The following is a 16,988-nucleotide window of genomic DNA, read 5'->3' on the forward strand; positions in this document are numbered from 1 at the left end:
GCTTACTTGTTTGCCGCCATCAAGCGGTTGACTTCGCTGCGCACCATATTGGCGAACTCAGGGGGCGACATGCCGTCCAGCTCCGCACGGACCCATTCGGCCCATTTGCCTTTGCGCTTGCCGCGCTCGCCAAACAAGCGCGCGGCCTCGCCTTTGGCTTTACCGAGGTTGTTTTGCCAGAGTTCGAACAGACGGGATTTCTCATCCTCCAGCGCCGCGCGCTCTGCGAGGGGTTTGTCGGCCAGATTGAAACTCATGGGAAATTATCCTGCTGCGTAAAATGCCGACATCTTACACGCTCGGCTGAAATCTCCCGCGCAGGTTTTTCTGTCTGCCAGACATTCATGCAACTTTTTGCCTAGCGCTACACTCCATTGTTCACTGTTCATTCACCTGCAAGGAGATCACCAATGGCCCGCAAATCCGCCGTGCAAGCCGCTCAGGAGCAAATCAAGGATCAAGCGTTCAGCGAGCTTCAGGCCCTGATCGAAGAATCGGAGAAACTGCTCAAGAGCAGCGCCTCGATGGTCGGCGAAGAAGCGGAGACCCTGCGCGGTCAAATCGGCTTGAAGTTGCAGCAGGCACTGGATTCGGTATCCAGCGTGCGCGACCGCACCAAACCCGCAGTCGACGCCACTGAAAGCTACATTGGCGGCCATCCATGGCAAACCGTAGCGATCTCGGCCGGTTTTGGTCTGGTGGTCGGTTTGCTGCTCGGTCGTCGCTAAGCGCAGACCCCGCCAAAAAAAGGCGAGCCATTTGGCTCGCCTTTTTCATGCCTGGCGAAAAGTCACTGCCCGGCCAGATCTCGCAACTGCGCCAGGGTTTGCTCGTCGAGCCCGATGCCGTCGGCCAGTGATCGGGCGCGCTGCAAGTGCCGCCGGTCACCGGGTAAGCGCTTGAGTCCGACGCCGTGCATCTGCCGCACCAATTCCTGACTGCGCTCGGCAAAACTTTGCCCCGCCGATTTGTTCGGATCGATGACGATCAGCAGCTGCCCGGTCCACGGCGTTTTCGCCCCCGGATGATTGGACCAGTCAAACTCGAACGAAAAATTGCCGCCGGTCAACGCCGCCGCCAGCAGTTCGACCATCATCGACAGCGCTGAGCCTTTGTGGCCGCCGAATGGCAGCAGCGCACCGCCCTCGAGGATCGCCTTGGGGTCCTGAGTCGGCTGGCCGAGGCTGTCGACGCCCGTCCCCGCCGGCAATCGCTCCCCCTCACGTGCGGCGATCTGCACATCACCATGGGCGATGGCGCTGGTGGCCAGGTCAAACACAATCGGCGCGCCGCCTGCCCGTGGCGCGGCGAAGGCAATCGGGTTGGTCCCGAACAGCGGTCGATCGGCGCCATGCGGCACCACGCACGTCATGCTGTTGACCACGCTCAACGCCACCAGCCCTTCCTCGGCGAACGGTTCGACATCCGGCCACAGCGCTGCGAAGTGATGCGAGTTGCGGATCGCCAGCACCGCGATCCCCGCGTGCCGGGCTTTTTCCACCAACAGCGGACGTGCCGCCGCCAGCGCCGGTTGCGCGAAACCGTTGGCGGCATCAACCCGCACAAAGCCCGGAGCAACATCCTCGACTTGCGGGACGGCCTGACCGTTGACCCAGCCGCTTTTCAGGGTCGAAACGTAACCTGGCATGCGAAACACGCCGTGACTGTGCGCGCCATCGCGCTCGGCGCCGGCACAGTTAGCCGCCAGCACGCGGGCGACGTCGGCTGAGGTACCGTGATTGAGAAAGATCGTTTCAAGCAGTTGCGTCAGCGCTTGCAGTGACAAAGTAGATGAAGCAGTTGCGGAAACAGCATCGTGTGGCGCAGACATCTGAAGCTCCAGACTGATTATTGGAGGGAACAACAGCGTACGAACAACCGCATCCTGATTAACCATGCCCGCCCGGTGCTGTGTCAACCCTAGCGTCGGCGATGGGCATGCCAGCACACTTTGCCGTCGTCCGTGCCATAACCATGTACCACCTGCGCCGCTTCGTTGACCCGCAGTCTTGAGCTTTCATCTTTCGGCGCCTGTGCGCTTTGCTCGAGACTTGACGATGACTGCCACCGCACCGCTGTTGTTTCCGGAAACCCTGAATTCGCCTGGCCTGTGGAAAGCTCTGGGCAAAACCCACGGTCTATCGGAGAAGGATTTCAGATGGCTTGGGCACCTTTCCCTGGCGACCCACACTCTGCGCAGTGAACAAACACCGGCCATGCTCGCCGAGCGCGTTCTGGTCAATGTTGATCAAGCGGCACCGGTACCACTCGCCGGCGCCTTCGTTCTTAGTGCCACTCCCGACGAACACGCCCATATCCTCTACACCCCCTATGCAGGCATCAAGAAATACGACAGCCGCGCCAGCCTGAAAACCGCCCTGCAAAAACTCCTCGAGGAGGCTGACGAAGACGACGATCTGCTGGCCTTTGTCGCGTTCTCGCAGCGCCGCCGAATAGTCGAGGCGAAAACCCTCACGCTGTCCTTCGAGACCATCGACGGCGAAGTTTTCGAGATGCAAAAAGACGCGCTGATACAGGCACGGCAAATCAATGCCCAGGCGCTGATGGACGAATTGACGCAGCTTCCGTCGCTGGACACCCTGCTGAATCAATGCCTGGATACATGGCTGCAGGCCGAGTTTGGCCAACTTGCCCATCGCCACAGCCGGGTGAGCTTCTACACGCTGCCGGAACCGGACAGCGAATCCGGTGAAACGAACGCGCGTTACTGGCTCGACTCCATGAGTCTGAGTGAGGCGCTGCTGAGGTTTTATCGCACTGCGCAATGGCCGGCGAACCAGCAACACGAATTTTCCAATCCGGGCAAAACACCCCACGAAGATGATCAGGAGAAATGGGGAAAGGCCGTGGTGCATATTTGCAGCAAGCTCCCCGTTCTGCTGTTCGAACAACTCGAAGCGTTCTGGGATGCCCCGTGTGCCGATGGCTCACCACGCCGTCTGTTATTCGCCAATGCCTTGACCAGCCAGGCCCGCACCGAGCTGTTGCTCAAGCGCGAAGCGCAGATCATCAGCGCAGACCAGTTCGACACGCTGCATCTGATCGTCAGACCGATTGCCGGCAGTCGCCGCCCGACGATAGAAACGCTGCAGGTCTGGGAGCATGAGGCCAACTACATCGAACCCGCCGGCTCGCTGATGCTTGGTGACGTCAACGCCTTCCTGTACACCCCGTCCTCGGGGCTGTAACGGCTCACGGATTACGCAGACCTCAAGGACACGGTGCTGAGCAAGTTCAGCCAACCGGGGCACGAAGATGAAATGTACGCCCTGCTGAGCCTGGAAGAGCGCCTGCGCTATCAGAGTTTCGAACAACCGAGCGTGCGCGGGGAAATGGTCGGAGGGGAAATTTTCAAGGTGCTGTTTGAGTTCATTCTCACCAAGCAGCGGCAGAATATTTTGTATGCCTTGCAGGTATTCCGGCATAGCGAGGGGGCTGTAGACATTGACGCCTTATGTGATCAGGCGCTGGATATTCGCGCGATGATTCATGAACAACTGCTGAGCCTCGACAGCAACGGCCGCTGGAGTACCCGTCCGGTGATTGCCAGCAATCAACAGCCATCCAGCGTGCTTGCCGACGCCGCCCTGCTGGCCAGCAAAACCTGTGACAGCATCGCCGCACCTCTTGACAACGAATTCAGCGCCCAGCCCACTGCGACACAAAGCGAGCAGCGCACCTACCTGCAAAACCTCAAGGCAAAGTGGGTGGATGCTTTATCGATGGGCATTCGCACCGAAGCACGAATGAGGCACATGCAAGGCAGTTTCGCCGCGTGCGACAAAGCCATCGTTGACACCGTTTTCAATTCCACTGACCGCAGCCGACGGGAGCGCAAGGCGCTCAATGGTTTTCGTCCCGATGCTTATGCGATCACCCTTCAAGTCCCCGGCGAACAGTCATTGATGCCTCTGGCTGGTTGTTTCCTGTTGACGGAACGGGGTGGGCTCGATGACCGGCATTCCGGCCGGGTACTGACGTGGACACCCGCCCTGGGGCTGGAAGCTTTCGACCATTTGAGTAGTGCGCGCCTGGCGTTGAGCCGCCTGCTTGAAGACAGTGCCAAGCGCCAGGTGCTATTGGAAAATCTGCCCCCCGCCCAATGGCGTCAGGCCCGGAATTACCAACTCGGGCCCTTTCGACTGATCGAGGACGACCTGCTGGGCAACCGTATCGAATCGGCCATCAGCCATACGTTGGCGCACTCGGAATACTTGCGCGGACGCATCACTGACTCGAACAAACTGGCCGCGGCTCTGAAACGGCTGACGCGCACGGCCGACTTCACCAATCTGCTGCGCGCTGCTGCAGTTTCGAGGGCTATTCACCAACAGCAAACGCTGCCCGCGTGGCTCGGCATGGCGCCCGTCAAAGAGCAGCAATTGCATCTTGAACTGCTGGAGCAATGGCACAACAACGTCAGCGACAACAAGGATTACCTTGACGGCGTTCCCGACTTGCCCGGGTACATCAAACAACGCCTTAAAACGTTGCTCAACGCACGGTTTCCCGGGAACAGTCTGGATCCGGAACTGATCGAAATCACCCCCGTTCTGGCGCTCGCAGGGCCGACACGCAGCCTGACCGAGTTTGCTCTGGATCACATCAATGTCAGTCAGGGCACCGGTTTCAACATTGCCGTGAAAACCTTGAAAGCGTTGCCCGCCGGCCTGGATCAACAGGCGGTAAAGCAATTGCTGCTGTCGCTGAACATCGCGTCGACCTATGCGACGAAAGTGCTTGAGAAATTATCCGACACAGGCGCTGACGGAACAGCCCGAAAACAGCGCTTTACCAGGCAATTACCGTGGCAACTGTTGCAACATGCCCACGGATTGAAACTGCAACGACAACTGTCCGAGACTGCATTCGACTTTATCTGCCAGGTGCTGGACATCCCCGACGGCATTGCCCGCGCCACAGTCTCTGGTGCCGATGCCGTCGTCTCGCCCTTGGCATTGATCAAGACCTCAGGCGCCGAGGTCGTGAAGTCGCTGGGGCTGTATGTTTTTGGCCCGGGCAACGGGCAAAAAGGTCCGTCAGTCCTGTTCGCGCCTTACTCCGACACGGTTTTTCACGAGTTTGAAAACCCCACAAAACTTATCGCCGCGTTGAACACTCCCGGGGCCTTGCAGGAGCTGCTGCTACGGCGTTTACCGGTAACGCACCAGGCCGGGTTCCGTAGCCTGTTGCAGTCCACTGTCGGTGAAACCAGTGAAATGACCCTGGTCACGCAGGCGATTACAGGCAACTTGTTTGAGCAACTGTTCGCCGACAACCGCAGCCTGCTCAAGCAATTTCTCGGCAGTCAGGCGCAGAGCACCGCGCAAGCGGACTGGGAGGCGGCGAAGCATGTATTCAGTGAGGGAGTGCAACGGGTAGCCGGATTATTGCCCGGCAAACTGGCTTATGTGCCGTTCCTTTGGCAGGCCTATAAAGACTTCAAGGCCTCGGCGGAAAACCTGCAGAACCATCACTGGAAACGCGCTTTGCGGTCATTCATCGATGGCGCGGTGGAAATGGTCAGCCTCGGGCGACTGGCGCTGGAGGACAATTCGCCGAAGCCAGCATCCACAGAGTCGCCCGCAGAATCGCTTGAAGAGTCGCCCAAAGAGCCGCCCACAGAAGAGGCGAAGAAAACGCCCGAGAAGGACCCGGAAAAATTCACCCCCTCTTGGAAGAACATCAGCCCCACTGCGCCGGCGCGGACTCAATTACAGTCTTTTGAAGCCCAGGACGTCGCCCTCAAGGATCTGCGCCACAACGCCAGCAAAGGCACCTACCTCGACGCAACCGACAAAAAAACCTACGCCGCGATTGATGGCAAGGTTCTGCGCGTGAAGAAAAACGGTGCCGCCCTGCATATGTACGATGGCCAGACGTTCGGCCCGGGCCTGTGCAAGAAAGACAACGTGCTGGTGCTGGATCCCAACGTACGCGCCATCCGTGCAGGTAAAGTCCTGTCGACCTTCGGGCGGCGGAAAAAAGCCAGCCCTGAGGCGCGCGAGGCGCTGAACATTCAAGCGCAAGGCATGAAAGAGATTCGTCGCAAACATCCGCTAAGGGCGTGGATGCTGGTGCAGGCGATCGACGTCGCCCGCTTTTACGCGTTCAACAGTTTGCATAATCTCGCGCAGCTGAAAAACAAGGTCAGCAATCCCCGGCTGGAAACCTTCCTCAAATCCTTTTTCGATGTGCCCACGGTGGACGCCGACCTGCTGGGCAACATTCACAATGCGATCGTACCGATCTGCAACGCATTGGTGGATCCGACCGAAGACCTGATGAATACCGATCGTTTCGTCATCGGCACCAACAAATACCCTGAGGGCCGAATGTCAGCCTTCGTACTCGATGGCGATCCTGAGAGGAAGGTCCACTTCTCCGAGCTGTTTTTCGAACCGCACCTGGACTGGTACAAGACCGGAACAACCGAACCGTTCAACGTCGACGGGCACGCCCAGGCCGCGCTGCTGATCCATGAGTTTGCCCACATTGTGAGCAACGCCATCGATATCACCATGGTCGAATCGCGCCGACCATTCGCCGACCTGATTTCGGTGACAACGCCGCAAGGCCAGGAATTGAAGCAGGCGCAGCAGGCATTTCAACGTGAGGCCTTGTCATTGGCCACGCCCCGAGAACAGTTGTTCGGGCGCTGGGACAGTGAAGATGAAGACTGGGTTGGCCTGGACCAGATTGAAGGCCTGGATGCGTCGTCCGCCTGCAAAGGCATTCTGAAAGCCACTTCAAGCCTGACGCTGGCCGAAGCACGCAATGCCTTTCTCGACCAGAACAAAGCGCAGGCGCGGATCAAAACGATCCTGATCAACGCTGACTCGCTGGCGATGCTGATTTGCGAAATGGGCCGAAAACTCGACGGGTGATTGCTGCGACAGGCAAAAAAATGCGCAGCCTCAAGCTGCGCATGTTGCTGAAAGCACCGGGGCGATCAGTCTTTCTGATCGCGCAATACGTTGCCCGACGCGCCATCGATGCGGAATTCATACACGACACCATCGGCCTTGCGCCCTTCGCCTTCCCAATAACCATCGTTGTCGGCGCCGATCTCGTACACTTCAACGTAGCCAGCCTTGGTTTTGGCGACTTCGATGGCCTTTTCGATGCTGAGCCACCCGGCACCCGGCTTATCGGCCAATGCCGCGCCTGCACTGAACAAACCGGCCGCGGCCACCAGGGCTACAAAAGTTTTCTTGATCATTTTTTCACTCCATTTGTGGATAGTGGTCTTTGACGTCCTGTTTTTTGGGCGCTGACGATGAAAATAAGTTCACTTTGATGGGTAAATGCCATGACGGTTGTTCTCGGCGGAGACTGTCCGAGGTTAGAATGCGCGAAATCAGGACGAGTCGATGACCCAAGACATTCTTTCGGAAGCTGAATACGATGCCATCACCGATGCGGCCGCGCATTGGTGCATGCGTCTGCACGCCGTCGATTGTTCTGCCGCGGAACGGCTGGAGTTCGAACGATGGTATGACGCGCATCCTCTGCATGCGTTCGAGTACGAGGCCATGCTGGAAATCTGGGACGTCGCCGAGCACTTGCCGCGGCCAGATACCGGCGCGCCGCTGACGTCGCCGAATGCAAACAACCTGCAATTGCCGATCGGCAAACCCCAGCGCTCGTGGCGCCAGTACGTGGTCACGGCGGGCATCTGCGCGCTCGCCCTGCCTCTGGCGGCCTACGCCGGCTGGCAGCTCAACTTGTTGCCTGACAGTTACGAACATTTCGAGGCTACCGACAATGTTCGCCACGTCACGCTTGAAGACGGCAGCCAGCTCGAACTGAACCTCAACACCGAGCTGAGCTTCAGCAACTACAAGGATGAGCGCCGCGTCACCCTGAACAAAGGCGAGGCGTTCTTTACCGTCAGTCACAACACTCGTCATCCTTTCATTGTCCGTGCGGGCGAAGGCAGGATTCGCGTGACCGGTACCCGCTTCAATGTCTGGATGTATGAGGATCAGGTGCGCGTGAACCTGATCGAAGGCTCGGTGCTCGTCACCAGCAATGCCGGAACCCCCGGTGACGGCGTGCGACTCGGCCCTTCGATGCAAGCGCGTTACAAGCGCGGCGATTACATGCCGCAGATCAACCAAACCTATCCCAACGACAATTCTCTGGCCTGGCGCAGCGGCAAACTGGTGCTGGACAATCTTGCACTGCACGATGCGCTGCCCCTGATCAATCGCTATCTGGACAAGCCGTTGATGCTGGCTGACAACAGCACCGGTGCGATCCGTGTGGGGGGCATCTACAACATCAAAGAGCTGAATAACCTGGTCAATACATTGCCCAAGGTGTTGCCGGTTTATCTGACCCGCAACAAGGAAGGCAGCCCGGTAATCAACTCGATGCCGCAACAACCAACGAAAAACTGAAGGCCGCGCCTCTTGCGAGGAGCGGCCTTCGTTTTGCTGCCAGTTGTGCGCGCTTACTGCGCCGCCATTTGCCCTTTCCCGTTCACAACCTCGCGCACTGTCTGCAGTTGATACTGTGGGTCAGCCTTGATCTGCTGCTCGGTGAACGGCAGCACGCTCCACTGTTTCTTCGAAAACGCTTCAGTCTGATCGCGCGCATATTTCGATGCCGGATCACTGGACAGCGAAAACGCCAGCAAGCCCTGTGCATGCGGCCCCTTGTCATCGAACGTCACCACCTGCAGATAGCTGGTGCCGCTGACGACTTCCAGTTTGCCGTCTTCACGCGGCACATTCTGGATCGCGTTGTAGATGCCCAAGGTGCCGGGCCCGCCATGAATCGGCGTCTGCTGGCCGCCGCTGCTGACCACCTGAATGTCACCCCATCGCGTGCCAGACTTGAGGCCCATTTTCGCTGTCGTTGTCGCTGATGCCAGCATCGCATCGCGCACCACCTTACTCACCGCCGGCTGCTCAACGGCGAGGCCACGCGGTGTGTTTTGCGCATCGTTGGCATCGAATGCCACACGCCAGACGTCGGGCGCTTCCTGCAAGGCTTGCATGATGTTCTGGAAATGCACCAGACCCGGGCCGGCATCCAGATTGGCCCGGCCATCCCACTGTTTGAGACTCACACAAACCGGTTTCAATGCCTGCGCGTCGGCACCCAGATCCGTGGCGCAAAATTTCAGCAGATCCGGCATGACCTGTTTCGCCAGATAGACCTGATCGTCCATGACCATGTGTTGCAGGTCTTTCACCGACAGCGTGCCTTTCGCGCCCAAGGAACTCAGACGATCCAGGGCAAAACGCGACCGTAACCCGAGCGGTTGGCCATCCTGACTGATCAACGGAGAGAAGCCAGTCAACGGTTGCGCCGGGTTGGCCAGCCACGCCGAGTCATTGGAATGCTGAACGAAATCCTTGCGCAACAACTGCGGCAATTGGCTCGAGGCATAGATGCCCTTTTGCGCCGCCTGCGGATCGATGTCCCAGGCACAAGCGCTATCGGAACCGTCCAGCACAATCATGCGCAAACCGGCGCGGGGATCGCTGCACTTGGCCAACTTGTCGGCGTTGACGTTGGGCACCACCGACAGATTCATGTACAGCGTCTGGCCCTTGTCATCCACCGCCAGGGTATTGACCCACGGGATGCCCTGAATCGTGTGCACCGATTCCTGCAGATCCTTGAGTGTCGAGGCCCGATTCATCGCGTACCACTGTTTGAGGACGCGATCGTTTTCCAGATTGGCATCGCGCAGGCTGTAGGCAAACTGGTTGTCCCAGTCGAGCTTGCCCGGCCATTGCACGATCGGGCCGAACTGCGAGCTATAGATGTCGCGTGTCACTGGAACAACCTGACCATCAGCCTGTTTGACCTGAACGGTCACCGTTTGCTTGCTCAGCGGCAACGACTTGCCGTCGAGCAGGTAACGGGTCGGATCCTTCGGATCGAGTTGCAGACGATACAGGGTGAAATGTTTGGAGGCATCGACCGTGTGAGTCCACGCCAGATGCTGGTTGAAACCGATATTGATCATCGGCAACCCCGGCAATGCCGCGCCCATTACATCGAGCTTGCCCGGAATGGTCAGGTGCATCTGATAAAAACGCATGCCGCCGACCCAGGGAAAATGCGGGTTGGCCAGCAGCATGCCGCGGCCATTGAAGGAGCGCTCGCTGCCAACCGCCACCGCGTTGCTGCCACGATCCAGCGCGAAACGCTGCTGGCGTGCTTCAGCCAATTGGTAAGCGCGACCCTCATTGCCCGATTGCGCTGTGGCGTGCGGCGGCGTAGCACCGGCCAATGCCTCGGCGAACTGCCCGACGCCGCCTTCGACCAACAGACGACGGGTCAGCTTGAGCAGATCTGCAGCGGCGATGTCGCGCACCCATTCGCCCTGGCATTGCTGAGGTAATCCCTGTTGGCGGCGTTCAGCGAGCAACTGGTTGTAACCGGCAGCGTAGCCTTCGACCAGATCGCGCACCTCGCGTGGTTGCGCTGTCCAGAACGACTGGATCGCCTCTGGGGTGTTCAGCCATTTGAAGAACACGTCGCTGACGCGGTTTTCACGCTCTTCGACCGTGAACTGATCCGGCCCGAAAAACCGCGAGCGCTCGCCGTTGACCGTGACGATCTCATTCGCGAGCAGGCACAGGTTGTCCTGCGCATAGGCGTAGCCGATACCAAAGCCCAGCCCGCGTTCATCCTGAGCGCGGATGTGCGGGACGCCAAACTGGGTACGCCGGATATCCGCGCCTGTCTCAGTGGCAGGACTTAATGCATGCGCCGCCATGCTCAGCCCGAGAAGTACGCTGGCAAGTGTCAGTCCGGTTAACTGCCTGGAAATAGTCACGCTTGCTCCTGATCGAAATAGTCGAAGACGCCCGCGCGATCATGCGCAAAGGGCCTTTCCGATAAACGAATCAGGCGAAAAAAAATTAGACCGCCGACCGCTGAAAGAGCGGCGAATTACAAGGATTGGACGAATTGACGACAAATTTTCTACATATTTTCTTTCATGATTTGCCGAGCTGAAACGTCTTGTTATGAGAGCGCACAAAAACCTTTCCTGCTCAGGCTCTGAAAAGGAGTAACCGCATGTACAACTCGCAACTACCAACGGACGGTAGCCAGGCCCCAAAAGGAGCTTCGATGAGCAACCACGCGAGCGATTACCCGCAGCCGGCCGAGCGTCATGGCAATGAGCGAATTCGTTTGCTGCTGAAAAGCTTCGGTCTGCGTACCAGCCTGATTCGACTGAAAGTCATCGATGCCTTGCTGGTTGCCGCGCAGAGCGACCGCCGGCTGGGGGTGCGTGGTGTCCACAGCCAATTGCTGGATCTGGACATTCCTTTGTCCTTCCTCAGCGTGCGCGAAGTGCTCAAACGCTTGTGCGCCGAAGGGGTGATCACCTTCAATGCGGACAAGAGCTACAGCCTGCATCCGCAAGCGGCGGCCGTTCTCAATAACGAATGAAGTGCGCGACGAACGCCGTCAGGGTTTGACCTTGCGGCGCATCACGCCGTTGATCACCACCACGACCACCGCGACGCCGATGGCGACGTACTGGAACGTCTTCTCCGTGATCATCCCGGCGTTTTGCGCCCACGACAGGCCAAGCATGATTGCGAGTACAGACAGGGCAATCAGAATCGAATAGATCAAGCGTTGTTTCTGAGTCATTGCGGCTTCCTGAAACTTGGAATGTATCCGTGTGCATGTCCTGTGCGGACCCTTCTGCGGGGTTGCACCGGAGAGCAAACGGGGTCTCATGTTACAGCCGCCGGAGAGTTTTGGCTTTATCGCGGCGCCACCATGAGGATTTTTCAACTGCTGCATCCAATCACCTGGCTAACTGCCGTTCTTGCCCAGCTCACGCATTGTTTTTCCCTCGGCTGGCGTAGACGACCATCATCGTTATTACCAGAGGGGTCCCGGCGTTTATCGGGATCGTTAGTACGCCCAGCAGCTGACCATATGTATCCGTTTATATCCAGGCAACCAATGCGCTTATCGCAATGTAAGCGATTTCTGTAGGACTTGTTACACCACGATGTAAGCATTTACTTCCTCAGGCGTAGCGATTATTCACTTGGTAATATCACCGAACATTTGGATGCATTCCGCTACATTAATAAAATATCTGACGGATCATTCCTGCCTCTACTCTCTGCATCCCTTCTTCACTCGCAATCCGAACTCGACATGCAGAGAACTCTCATTGATATCCGACCGATCACTGCGCTCGGATTCTGTCTGGGCATAACACTTTTCGAATTGATGACTTATATGGCCAGCGACATGGTCATGCCCGCGATGCTGCAAGTTACGAAGGATTTCAACGCCCCTTCCAGCCATGTATCCAACGCTTTCAATCTTTACTTGCTGGGGGGTGTTTGCCTGCAATGGCTGATTGGCCCTTTGTCCGATCAACTGGGCCGACGAGGCATGTTACTGGCCGGATGTGCGCTGTTTAGCCTGGCGTGCACTGCCGCCTTCGCGGCAAACAGCATCGAAGCCTTCAACCTGTTGCGAATCGTCCAGGGAATGGGGCTGGGTTTTGTTGTGGCGGTCAGCTATCCCGCTCTGCAAGAGGTGTTCTGCGAAGCCGATGCGGTGCGTTTGATGGCACTGCTTGGCAACGTTGCACTGCTGTCGCCGTTGCTCGGCCCAATGATTGGCAGCCTGCTGCTGGAATGGATGAGTTGGCGGGAAATGTTTCTGCTGTTAGGCGTTGCAGCAGCGGGGATCTGGTTGGGCCTGTATGGGTTCATGCCGGAGACTGTCGGGGCACTGCGCCACGATGGGCAAACGCAGGCCCCTGTGCCCTTCTCCTGGCGGCAAACCCTGCAACGTTATCGGGCGTTATTGCGCCATCGCCGGTTTCTCGCTGCAAGCATTGCTCTGGGCCTGATGAGTTTGCCCCTGATTGCCTGGATCGGCCTCGCGCCGGTGCTGTTGATCCAACTGCTGGGCTTGACGCCACGGGAATACGCCTTGTGGCAAATCCCGATTTTCTCGGCAGTGATGCTCGGCAATCTGATCCTTGATCGTTTGCTGACCACCCTTGCACTTCCTCGCCTGGTCCAGTTGGCATTGTTGCCGTTTTGTCTGGGCCTCCTCACCTTGGCGGGCAGCGCGCTTCTCGGCGCCGGCCTGCAAGCACTGATTGCCAGTCTTGCGCTTTACGCCGTCGGCTTGGGCATGAGCAACGCTGCTCTGTATCGAATGGCGCTGTTTGCAACGGACGACAGCAAAGGCTTGGTCAGCGCGATGATCGGCGTGATTTCGATCAGCGTGATGGGAGCGGGAGCCTCGTTCATCGCTGCGAATGGCGGCGCCATCAGCCTCGCCGGGTTCGCATTGTGGGCCGCCTGCGGCGGTTCACTGTGCTTGCCGCTGCTGTATGGATTCTTGCGAAAAGACCAACCCGCATCCACCCCCTCCAACAAATAGGTTCACCCATGACAGCTTTACCGCTAAGCGATGCGCTCTGCGCGTTGGCGCAGCCCTATTGCCCGGATTCAGTGCCGGAGGGCCTGTTCAGCCGCGCCATGGCCGAAATCACTCGCTTCCATTGCGAACACACACCCGGTTATGAGCACTGGCTGCAAGCCCATGGTTTACAGGCCGAGCAGCTCGACAACCTGGATGACTGGTCGCGTCTGCCACCGATCTTCGCCAACTATTTCAAACGGCAGTTGCTGCTGAGCACGACCGGCCACATTGCGTTGGAATTAACGTCGTCCGGAACCACCGGCGAGAAAAGCCGCATGCGTTACGACGAACGCAGCATGGCTGCGGCGCAGTTCATGGTTCGGCGCATCTTCGCCCATTACCACTGGAACGCCCCGCACACACCGTGCAATTACTTGATATTGGGCTACGAGCCGGAGGATCGCATCGGCCTCGGCACCGCCTACACCGATCAGTTTCTGTGCAGCTTCGCCCCCGCTAACCGCGTGGTTTATGCCTTGCGACGCACCGGGGACGGCCACCAGTTCGACGTGTTCGGCGTGATCGCCGCCCTTCAGGCTTTTGCGGAAGAAAATCTGCCGGTGCGGATTTTCGGGTTTCCGGCCTTCCTCTGGCAAACCTTACAGCGGATGCGTGCGACGGGAGTGGCCGATGTTCAGTTACCCGCGCAGTCACTGGCGCTGTTCGGCGGCGGCTGGAAAACCCAGTCTGCGCAGGAAATCCCCAAGCCACAGCTGTACGCCAGTATTCACCGGCAACTCGGTATCGAACTCGCCAACTGTCGCGATGGTTTCGGAGCTGTCGAGCATGCAGTGCCCTACATCGAATGCGCCCACCATCATTTTCACGTGCCGGTGTACTCGAAAGTTTTTATCCGTGATCCGGTTGATTTTTCCGTGTTGCCCTATGGCCGCCGGGGATTTCTGGGATTCGTCTCGCCATACATTTCTTCCAGCCCGGCGCACGCAGTGGTGATGAGCGATCTGGCCACCTTGCATCAGGGCGCAAGTTGCGGCTGCGGGCTCGCCAGCGACTGGTTTGAACTGCACGGCCGGGCCGGCACCACGGCGGGCAGAAGTTGCGCAATGGCCGCGGCTGACTTATTGGGAGCTCACTGAAATGTTTTTGATCAATGGCCGTTTATCCAGCTTTGATACCTTGGAAGAAGCACTGGTACTTTTGCGTCAGGACTTGCCGCAGCGCCTGAACACGCCGCTTGCAAGTGCCACGGTGATCGACGCCGTGAGCCGGTTCGCCGAGCACCTTCGCAGCGCCATGTCGCCACTCGGGCTCGACGCCGAACAGGCGCAAACGCTGATCGACTTTTGTCAGGCCGACGGGCTGCGCGCCAAACTGCAACGCGAACTTGGCGACACGCCGCAATCGTTGCGACGTATCGATTATCGACAGTCACGTTTTGAGGGCTGGAATTCGCTCGGGCTGGTGGTGCACATCACACCGGGCAATGCGCCGCTTCTTGCCTTCTGTGCGGTGGTCGAGGGTCTGCTGGCCGGAAATATCAATTGGTTGCGCCCCAGCAGCAGCGACGAAGGTCTGACGGCCCGTCTGCTTGAAGCGTTGGTGGCGTGCGATGGAAGTGGCCAACTCGCCGGTTACGTCGCGGTGCTGCCGGTGGCGACAGCAGACATCGGCCAACTGTGCGCACACGCCAACGGTGTCTCGGCCTGGGGCGGGGAATCGGCGTTGCAGGCGATCAGGCAACAACTTCCTCCCGGTTGCCGCTGGATCGATTGGGGGCATCGCATCAGTTTCGTCTACATGACGCCGGATGCCGCCACTGACCAGGCACTGGACAGCGTCGCCGATGAGGTTTGCCGCCTCGATCAACAAGCATGCTCCAGCCCGCAATGGCTGCTGATAGACAGTGAAGAACCGCGCGTTTTGCGTGAGATCGGCGCAAGGCTCGCGGCGTCCTTCGGGCGGCGCGCCGCGCAATGGCCAGCCCTGGCGCCAACGCTTCAAGAAGCCGCTCAAATCACTACTCAGCTGCAGATGGCCCGACTAGGACAGAGTTTCTCCGGGCAAACCGGTCATATATGGAATGCGCCGGGTTGGCGAATAATCTGGACACACGACCACGAACTCAGCCCTTCTCCCTTGTTTCGCAGCGTCATGCTCAAACCGCTGCCGCGCTCGCAGCTCGCCTCGACGTTGCTACCTTGGCGCAATGTGCTGCAGAGCTGCGGGCTGCAATGCGCAGCCGCGGACACCACAGAGCTGGCACACACGCTGATCAACGCCGGGGTCACGCGCACTGCCCCGATCAACGGCATTCACGATGGTTACGAAGGCGAACCCCATGACGGTGTTTACGCCTTGCAGCGCCTGAGTCGACGTGTTTCGGTGAGCCTGGCGCCGACAGTGCTGGCGACCCACGCCAGCCTCGACCCACAGCCCAAACCGTTGCCGCACGCCGCGCAACCGATCATGGACAAACAGGCGCTCACCGCGCAGCCGTTCAATCCCAAAGCCCAGCTGTATTTCCGCTCCGGCGGCAGCAGCGGCACGCCAGTCCTTGCCGGCTTCAGTTACCGGGATTTCCAGCGGCAAATGCGCGCCACCGCAGACGGCCTGTTCGCCGCTGGGCTCGATCCACGTCAAGATCGGGTAATGAATCTGTTCTTCAGTGGCGGGTTGTACGGTGGCTTTTTCAGCTTCGCCAAAGTCCTCGAACTGCTGGACGTCACTCATCTGCCGATGGGTGCTCCCGCCGATGATGACTATCGCGAGATCGCGCAACTGATCATTGATCACCGTGTGACGGTTTTGATCGGCATGCCCAGCACGCTTCACCGTCTGTTTCTCGATGCCGGCGAACAACTGCGTGCCTCGGGCTTCGTAGAAAAAGTCTTCCTCGGCGGCGAACACGTCAGCGAACAGACGCGCCGCCTGCTGCAAGACAACGGCGTCAAAAGCGTGCGCTCGGCGATCTACGGCAGCGTCGACGCCGGCCCTCTCGGCCACGCCTGCAAAGCCACCGCTGATGGCGTATTTCATTTGATGGAGACGATCCAGACTCTGGAGATCGTTGCGTTCGATGAGGATGTCCCGGCAATCGGCAATGAACCCGGTCGGCTGCTGTTTACCTCGAAAGCCCGGGAAGGTCAGGACGTCACGCGTTATGACGTCGGCGACAGCGGACGCTGGATTCCCGGCGTATGTGAATGCGGATTGACCTCTGCGCGCTTCGAACTGCTGCAACGTCACGGCAAGCTCATTCGTATAGGCACCGATTTCATTTCCTTGAGCGAGTTGGCGCAGCGCCTGCAAACGCCGTTTCAGTTGGTGCTGGATCACGCGCCGGACGGTCTGGAACGACTGCGGTTGCGTAGCGAGCGCTCGTCGCCGGATATCCACGAGCGGCTGGCTGACTACTCAACGTTGATGACGATTATCGAAACGGGCCTGCTGGAGATGGAAGTCGAAGTGTGTTCAGCCGGCGACTTCATGCGCAATAAACACAGTGGCAAAACACCGACCGTGGTTGATTCACGCCGCTGACCTGCCACCGCTTATGT

The 16,988-nt window shown here is 58.7% G+C and carries 13 protein-coding genes; 8 read left to right on the plus strand and 5 right to left on the minus strand.

The genetic code is table 11. The annotated features are described in order from the left end of the window. Window positions 1-2: 2 nt before the first annotated feature. A complete protein-coding gene (locus tag EL257_RS14715; RefSeq protein ID WP_034155999.1) occupies window positions 3-257 on the minus strand; it encodes a hypothetical protein in 255 nt (84 codons plus the stop codon). A gap of 153 nt (window positions 258-410) precedes the next feature. Here EL257_RS14715 and EL257_RS14720 point away from each other — a divergent pair, with 153 nt between their 5' ends. Next, window positions 411-728 carry a DUF883 family protein gene (locus EL257_RS14720; protein ID WP_126363710.1) on the plus strand — a complete coding sequence of 106 codons (318 nt, stop codon included), beginning with the start codon at window positions 411-413 and terminating at the stop codon, window positions 726-728. A 62-nt stretch (window positions 729-790) separates the two neighbouring features. Here EL257_RS14720 and EL257_RS14725 read toward each other — a convergent pair whose 3' ends face one another. Beyond that, complete coding sequence (locus EL257_RS14725; RefSeq protein ID WP_126363712.1) at window positions 791-1,831, minus strand: Ldh family oxidoreductase; 1,041 nt, start codon at window positions 1,829-1,831, stop codon at window positions 791-793. A gap of 226 nt (window positions 1,832-2,057) precedes the next feature. Between EL257_RS14725 and EL257_RS28275 the strand changes: the two genes are divergently transcribed. Next, window positions 2,058-3,209, plus strand: a complete 1,152-nt coding sequence (locus EL257_RS28275) for a hypothetical protein (RefSeq protein WP_331852492.1) — start codon at window positions 2,058-2,060, stop codon at window positions 3,207-3,209. A gap of 72 nt (window positions 3,210-3,281) precedes the next feature. After that, window positions 3,282-6,908: a dermonecrotic toxin domain-containing protein gene (locus tag EL257_RS14730; RefSeq protein WP_331852493.1), complete on the plus strand. Its 3,627-nt coding sequence runs from the start codon at window positions 3,282-3,284 to the stop codon at window positions 6,906-6,908. Between the two features lie 65 nt (window positions 6,909-6,973). On the opposite strand, the gene EL257_RS14735 is transcribed toward EL257_RS14730, so the two are convergent. Next, window positions 6,974-7,243, minus strand: a complete 270-nt coding sequence (locus EL257_RS14735; protein ID WP_126363714.1) for a PepSY domain-containing protein — start codon at window positions 7,241-7,243, stop codon at window positions 6,974-6,976. A 151-nt stretch (window positions 7,244-7,394) separates the two neighbouring features. On the opposite strand from EL257_RS14735, the gene EL257_RS14740 reads away from it, so the two are divergent. Next, window positions 7,395-8,426, plus strand: a complete 1,032-nt coding sequence (locus EL257_RS14740; protein WP_126363716.1) for a FecR family protein — start codon at window positions 7,395-7,397, stop codon at window positions 8,424-8,426. Between the two features lie 53 nt (window positions 8,427-8,479). On the opposite strand, the gene EL257_RS14745 is transcribed toward EL257_RS14740, so the two are convergent. Next, complete coding sequence (locus EL257_RS14745) at window positions 8,480-10,825, minus strand: acylase (protein ID WP_126363718.1); 2,346 nt, start codon at window positions 10,823-10,825, stop codon at window positions 8,480-8,482. A 245-nt stretch (window positions 10,826-11,070) separates the two neighbouring features. Between EL257_RS14745 and EL257_RS14750 the strand changes: the two genes are divergently transcribed. After that, window positions 11,071-11,448 (plus strand): fe2+ zn2+ uptake regulation protein, encoded by a 378-nt coding sequence (locus EL257_RS14750; protein ID WP_126363720.1) that lies wholly within the window; start codon window positions 11,071-11,073, stop codon window positions 11,446-11,448. An 18-nt stretch (window positions 11,449-11,466) separates the two neighbouring features. On the opposite strand, the gene EL257_RS14755 is transcribed toward EL257_RS14750, so the two are convergent. Then, window positions 11,467-11,655 carry a hypothetical protein gene (locus EL257_RS14755; RefSeq protein ID WP_126363722.1) on the minus strand — a complete coding sequence of 63 codons (189 nt, stop codon included), beginning with the start codon at window positions 11,653-11,655 and terminating at the stop codon, window positions 11,467-11,469. A gap of 522 nt (window positions 11,656-12,177) precedes the next feature. On the opposite strand from EL257_RS14755, the gene EL257_RS14760 reads away from it, so the two are divergent. The 3 genes from EL257_RS14760 to EL257_RS14770 are packed head-to-tail and all read left to right on the plus strand — an operon-like array spanning window position 12,178 to window position 16,971. After that, window positions 12,178-13,428 (plus strand): MFS transporter, encoded by a 1,251-nt coding sequence (locus EL257_RS14760; protein ID WP_126368133.1) that lies wholly within the window; start codon window positions 12,178-12,180, stop codon window positions 13,426-13,428. A gap of 8 nt (window positions 13,429-13,436) precedes the next feature. Further along, the gene (locus tag EL257_RS14765) at window positions 13,437-14,567 is read left to right on the plus strand and encodes an acyl-protein synthase (protein WP_126363724.1); all 1,131 of its coding nucleotides are present in this window, start codon (window positions 13,437-13,439) and stop codon (window positions 14,565-14,567) included. Between the two features lies 1 nt (window position 14,568). Next, window positions 14,569-16,971: an aldehyde dehydrogenase family protein gene (locus EL257_RS14770; protein WP_126363726.1), complete on the plus strand. Its 2,403-nt coding sequence runs from the start codon at window positions 14,569-14,571 to the stop codon at window positions 16,969-16,971. The last annotated feature ends 17 nt before the right edge of the window (window positions 16,972-16,988 follow it).

The organism is Pseudomonas fluorescens (assembly GCF_900636825.1).
Classification (GTDB): Bacteria; Pseudomonadota; Gammaproteobacteria; order Pseudomonadales; family Pseudomonadaceae; genus Aquipseudomonas; species Aquipseudomonas fluorescens_BG.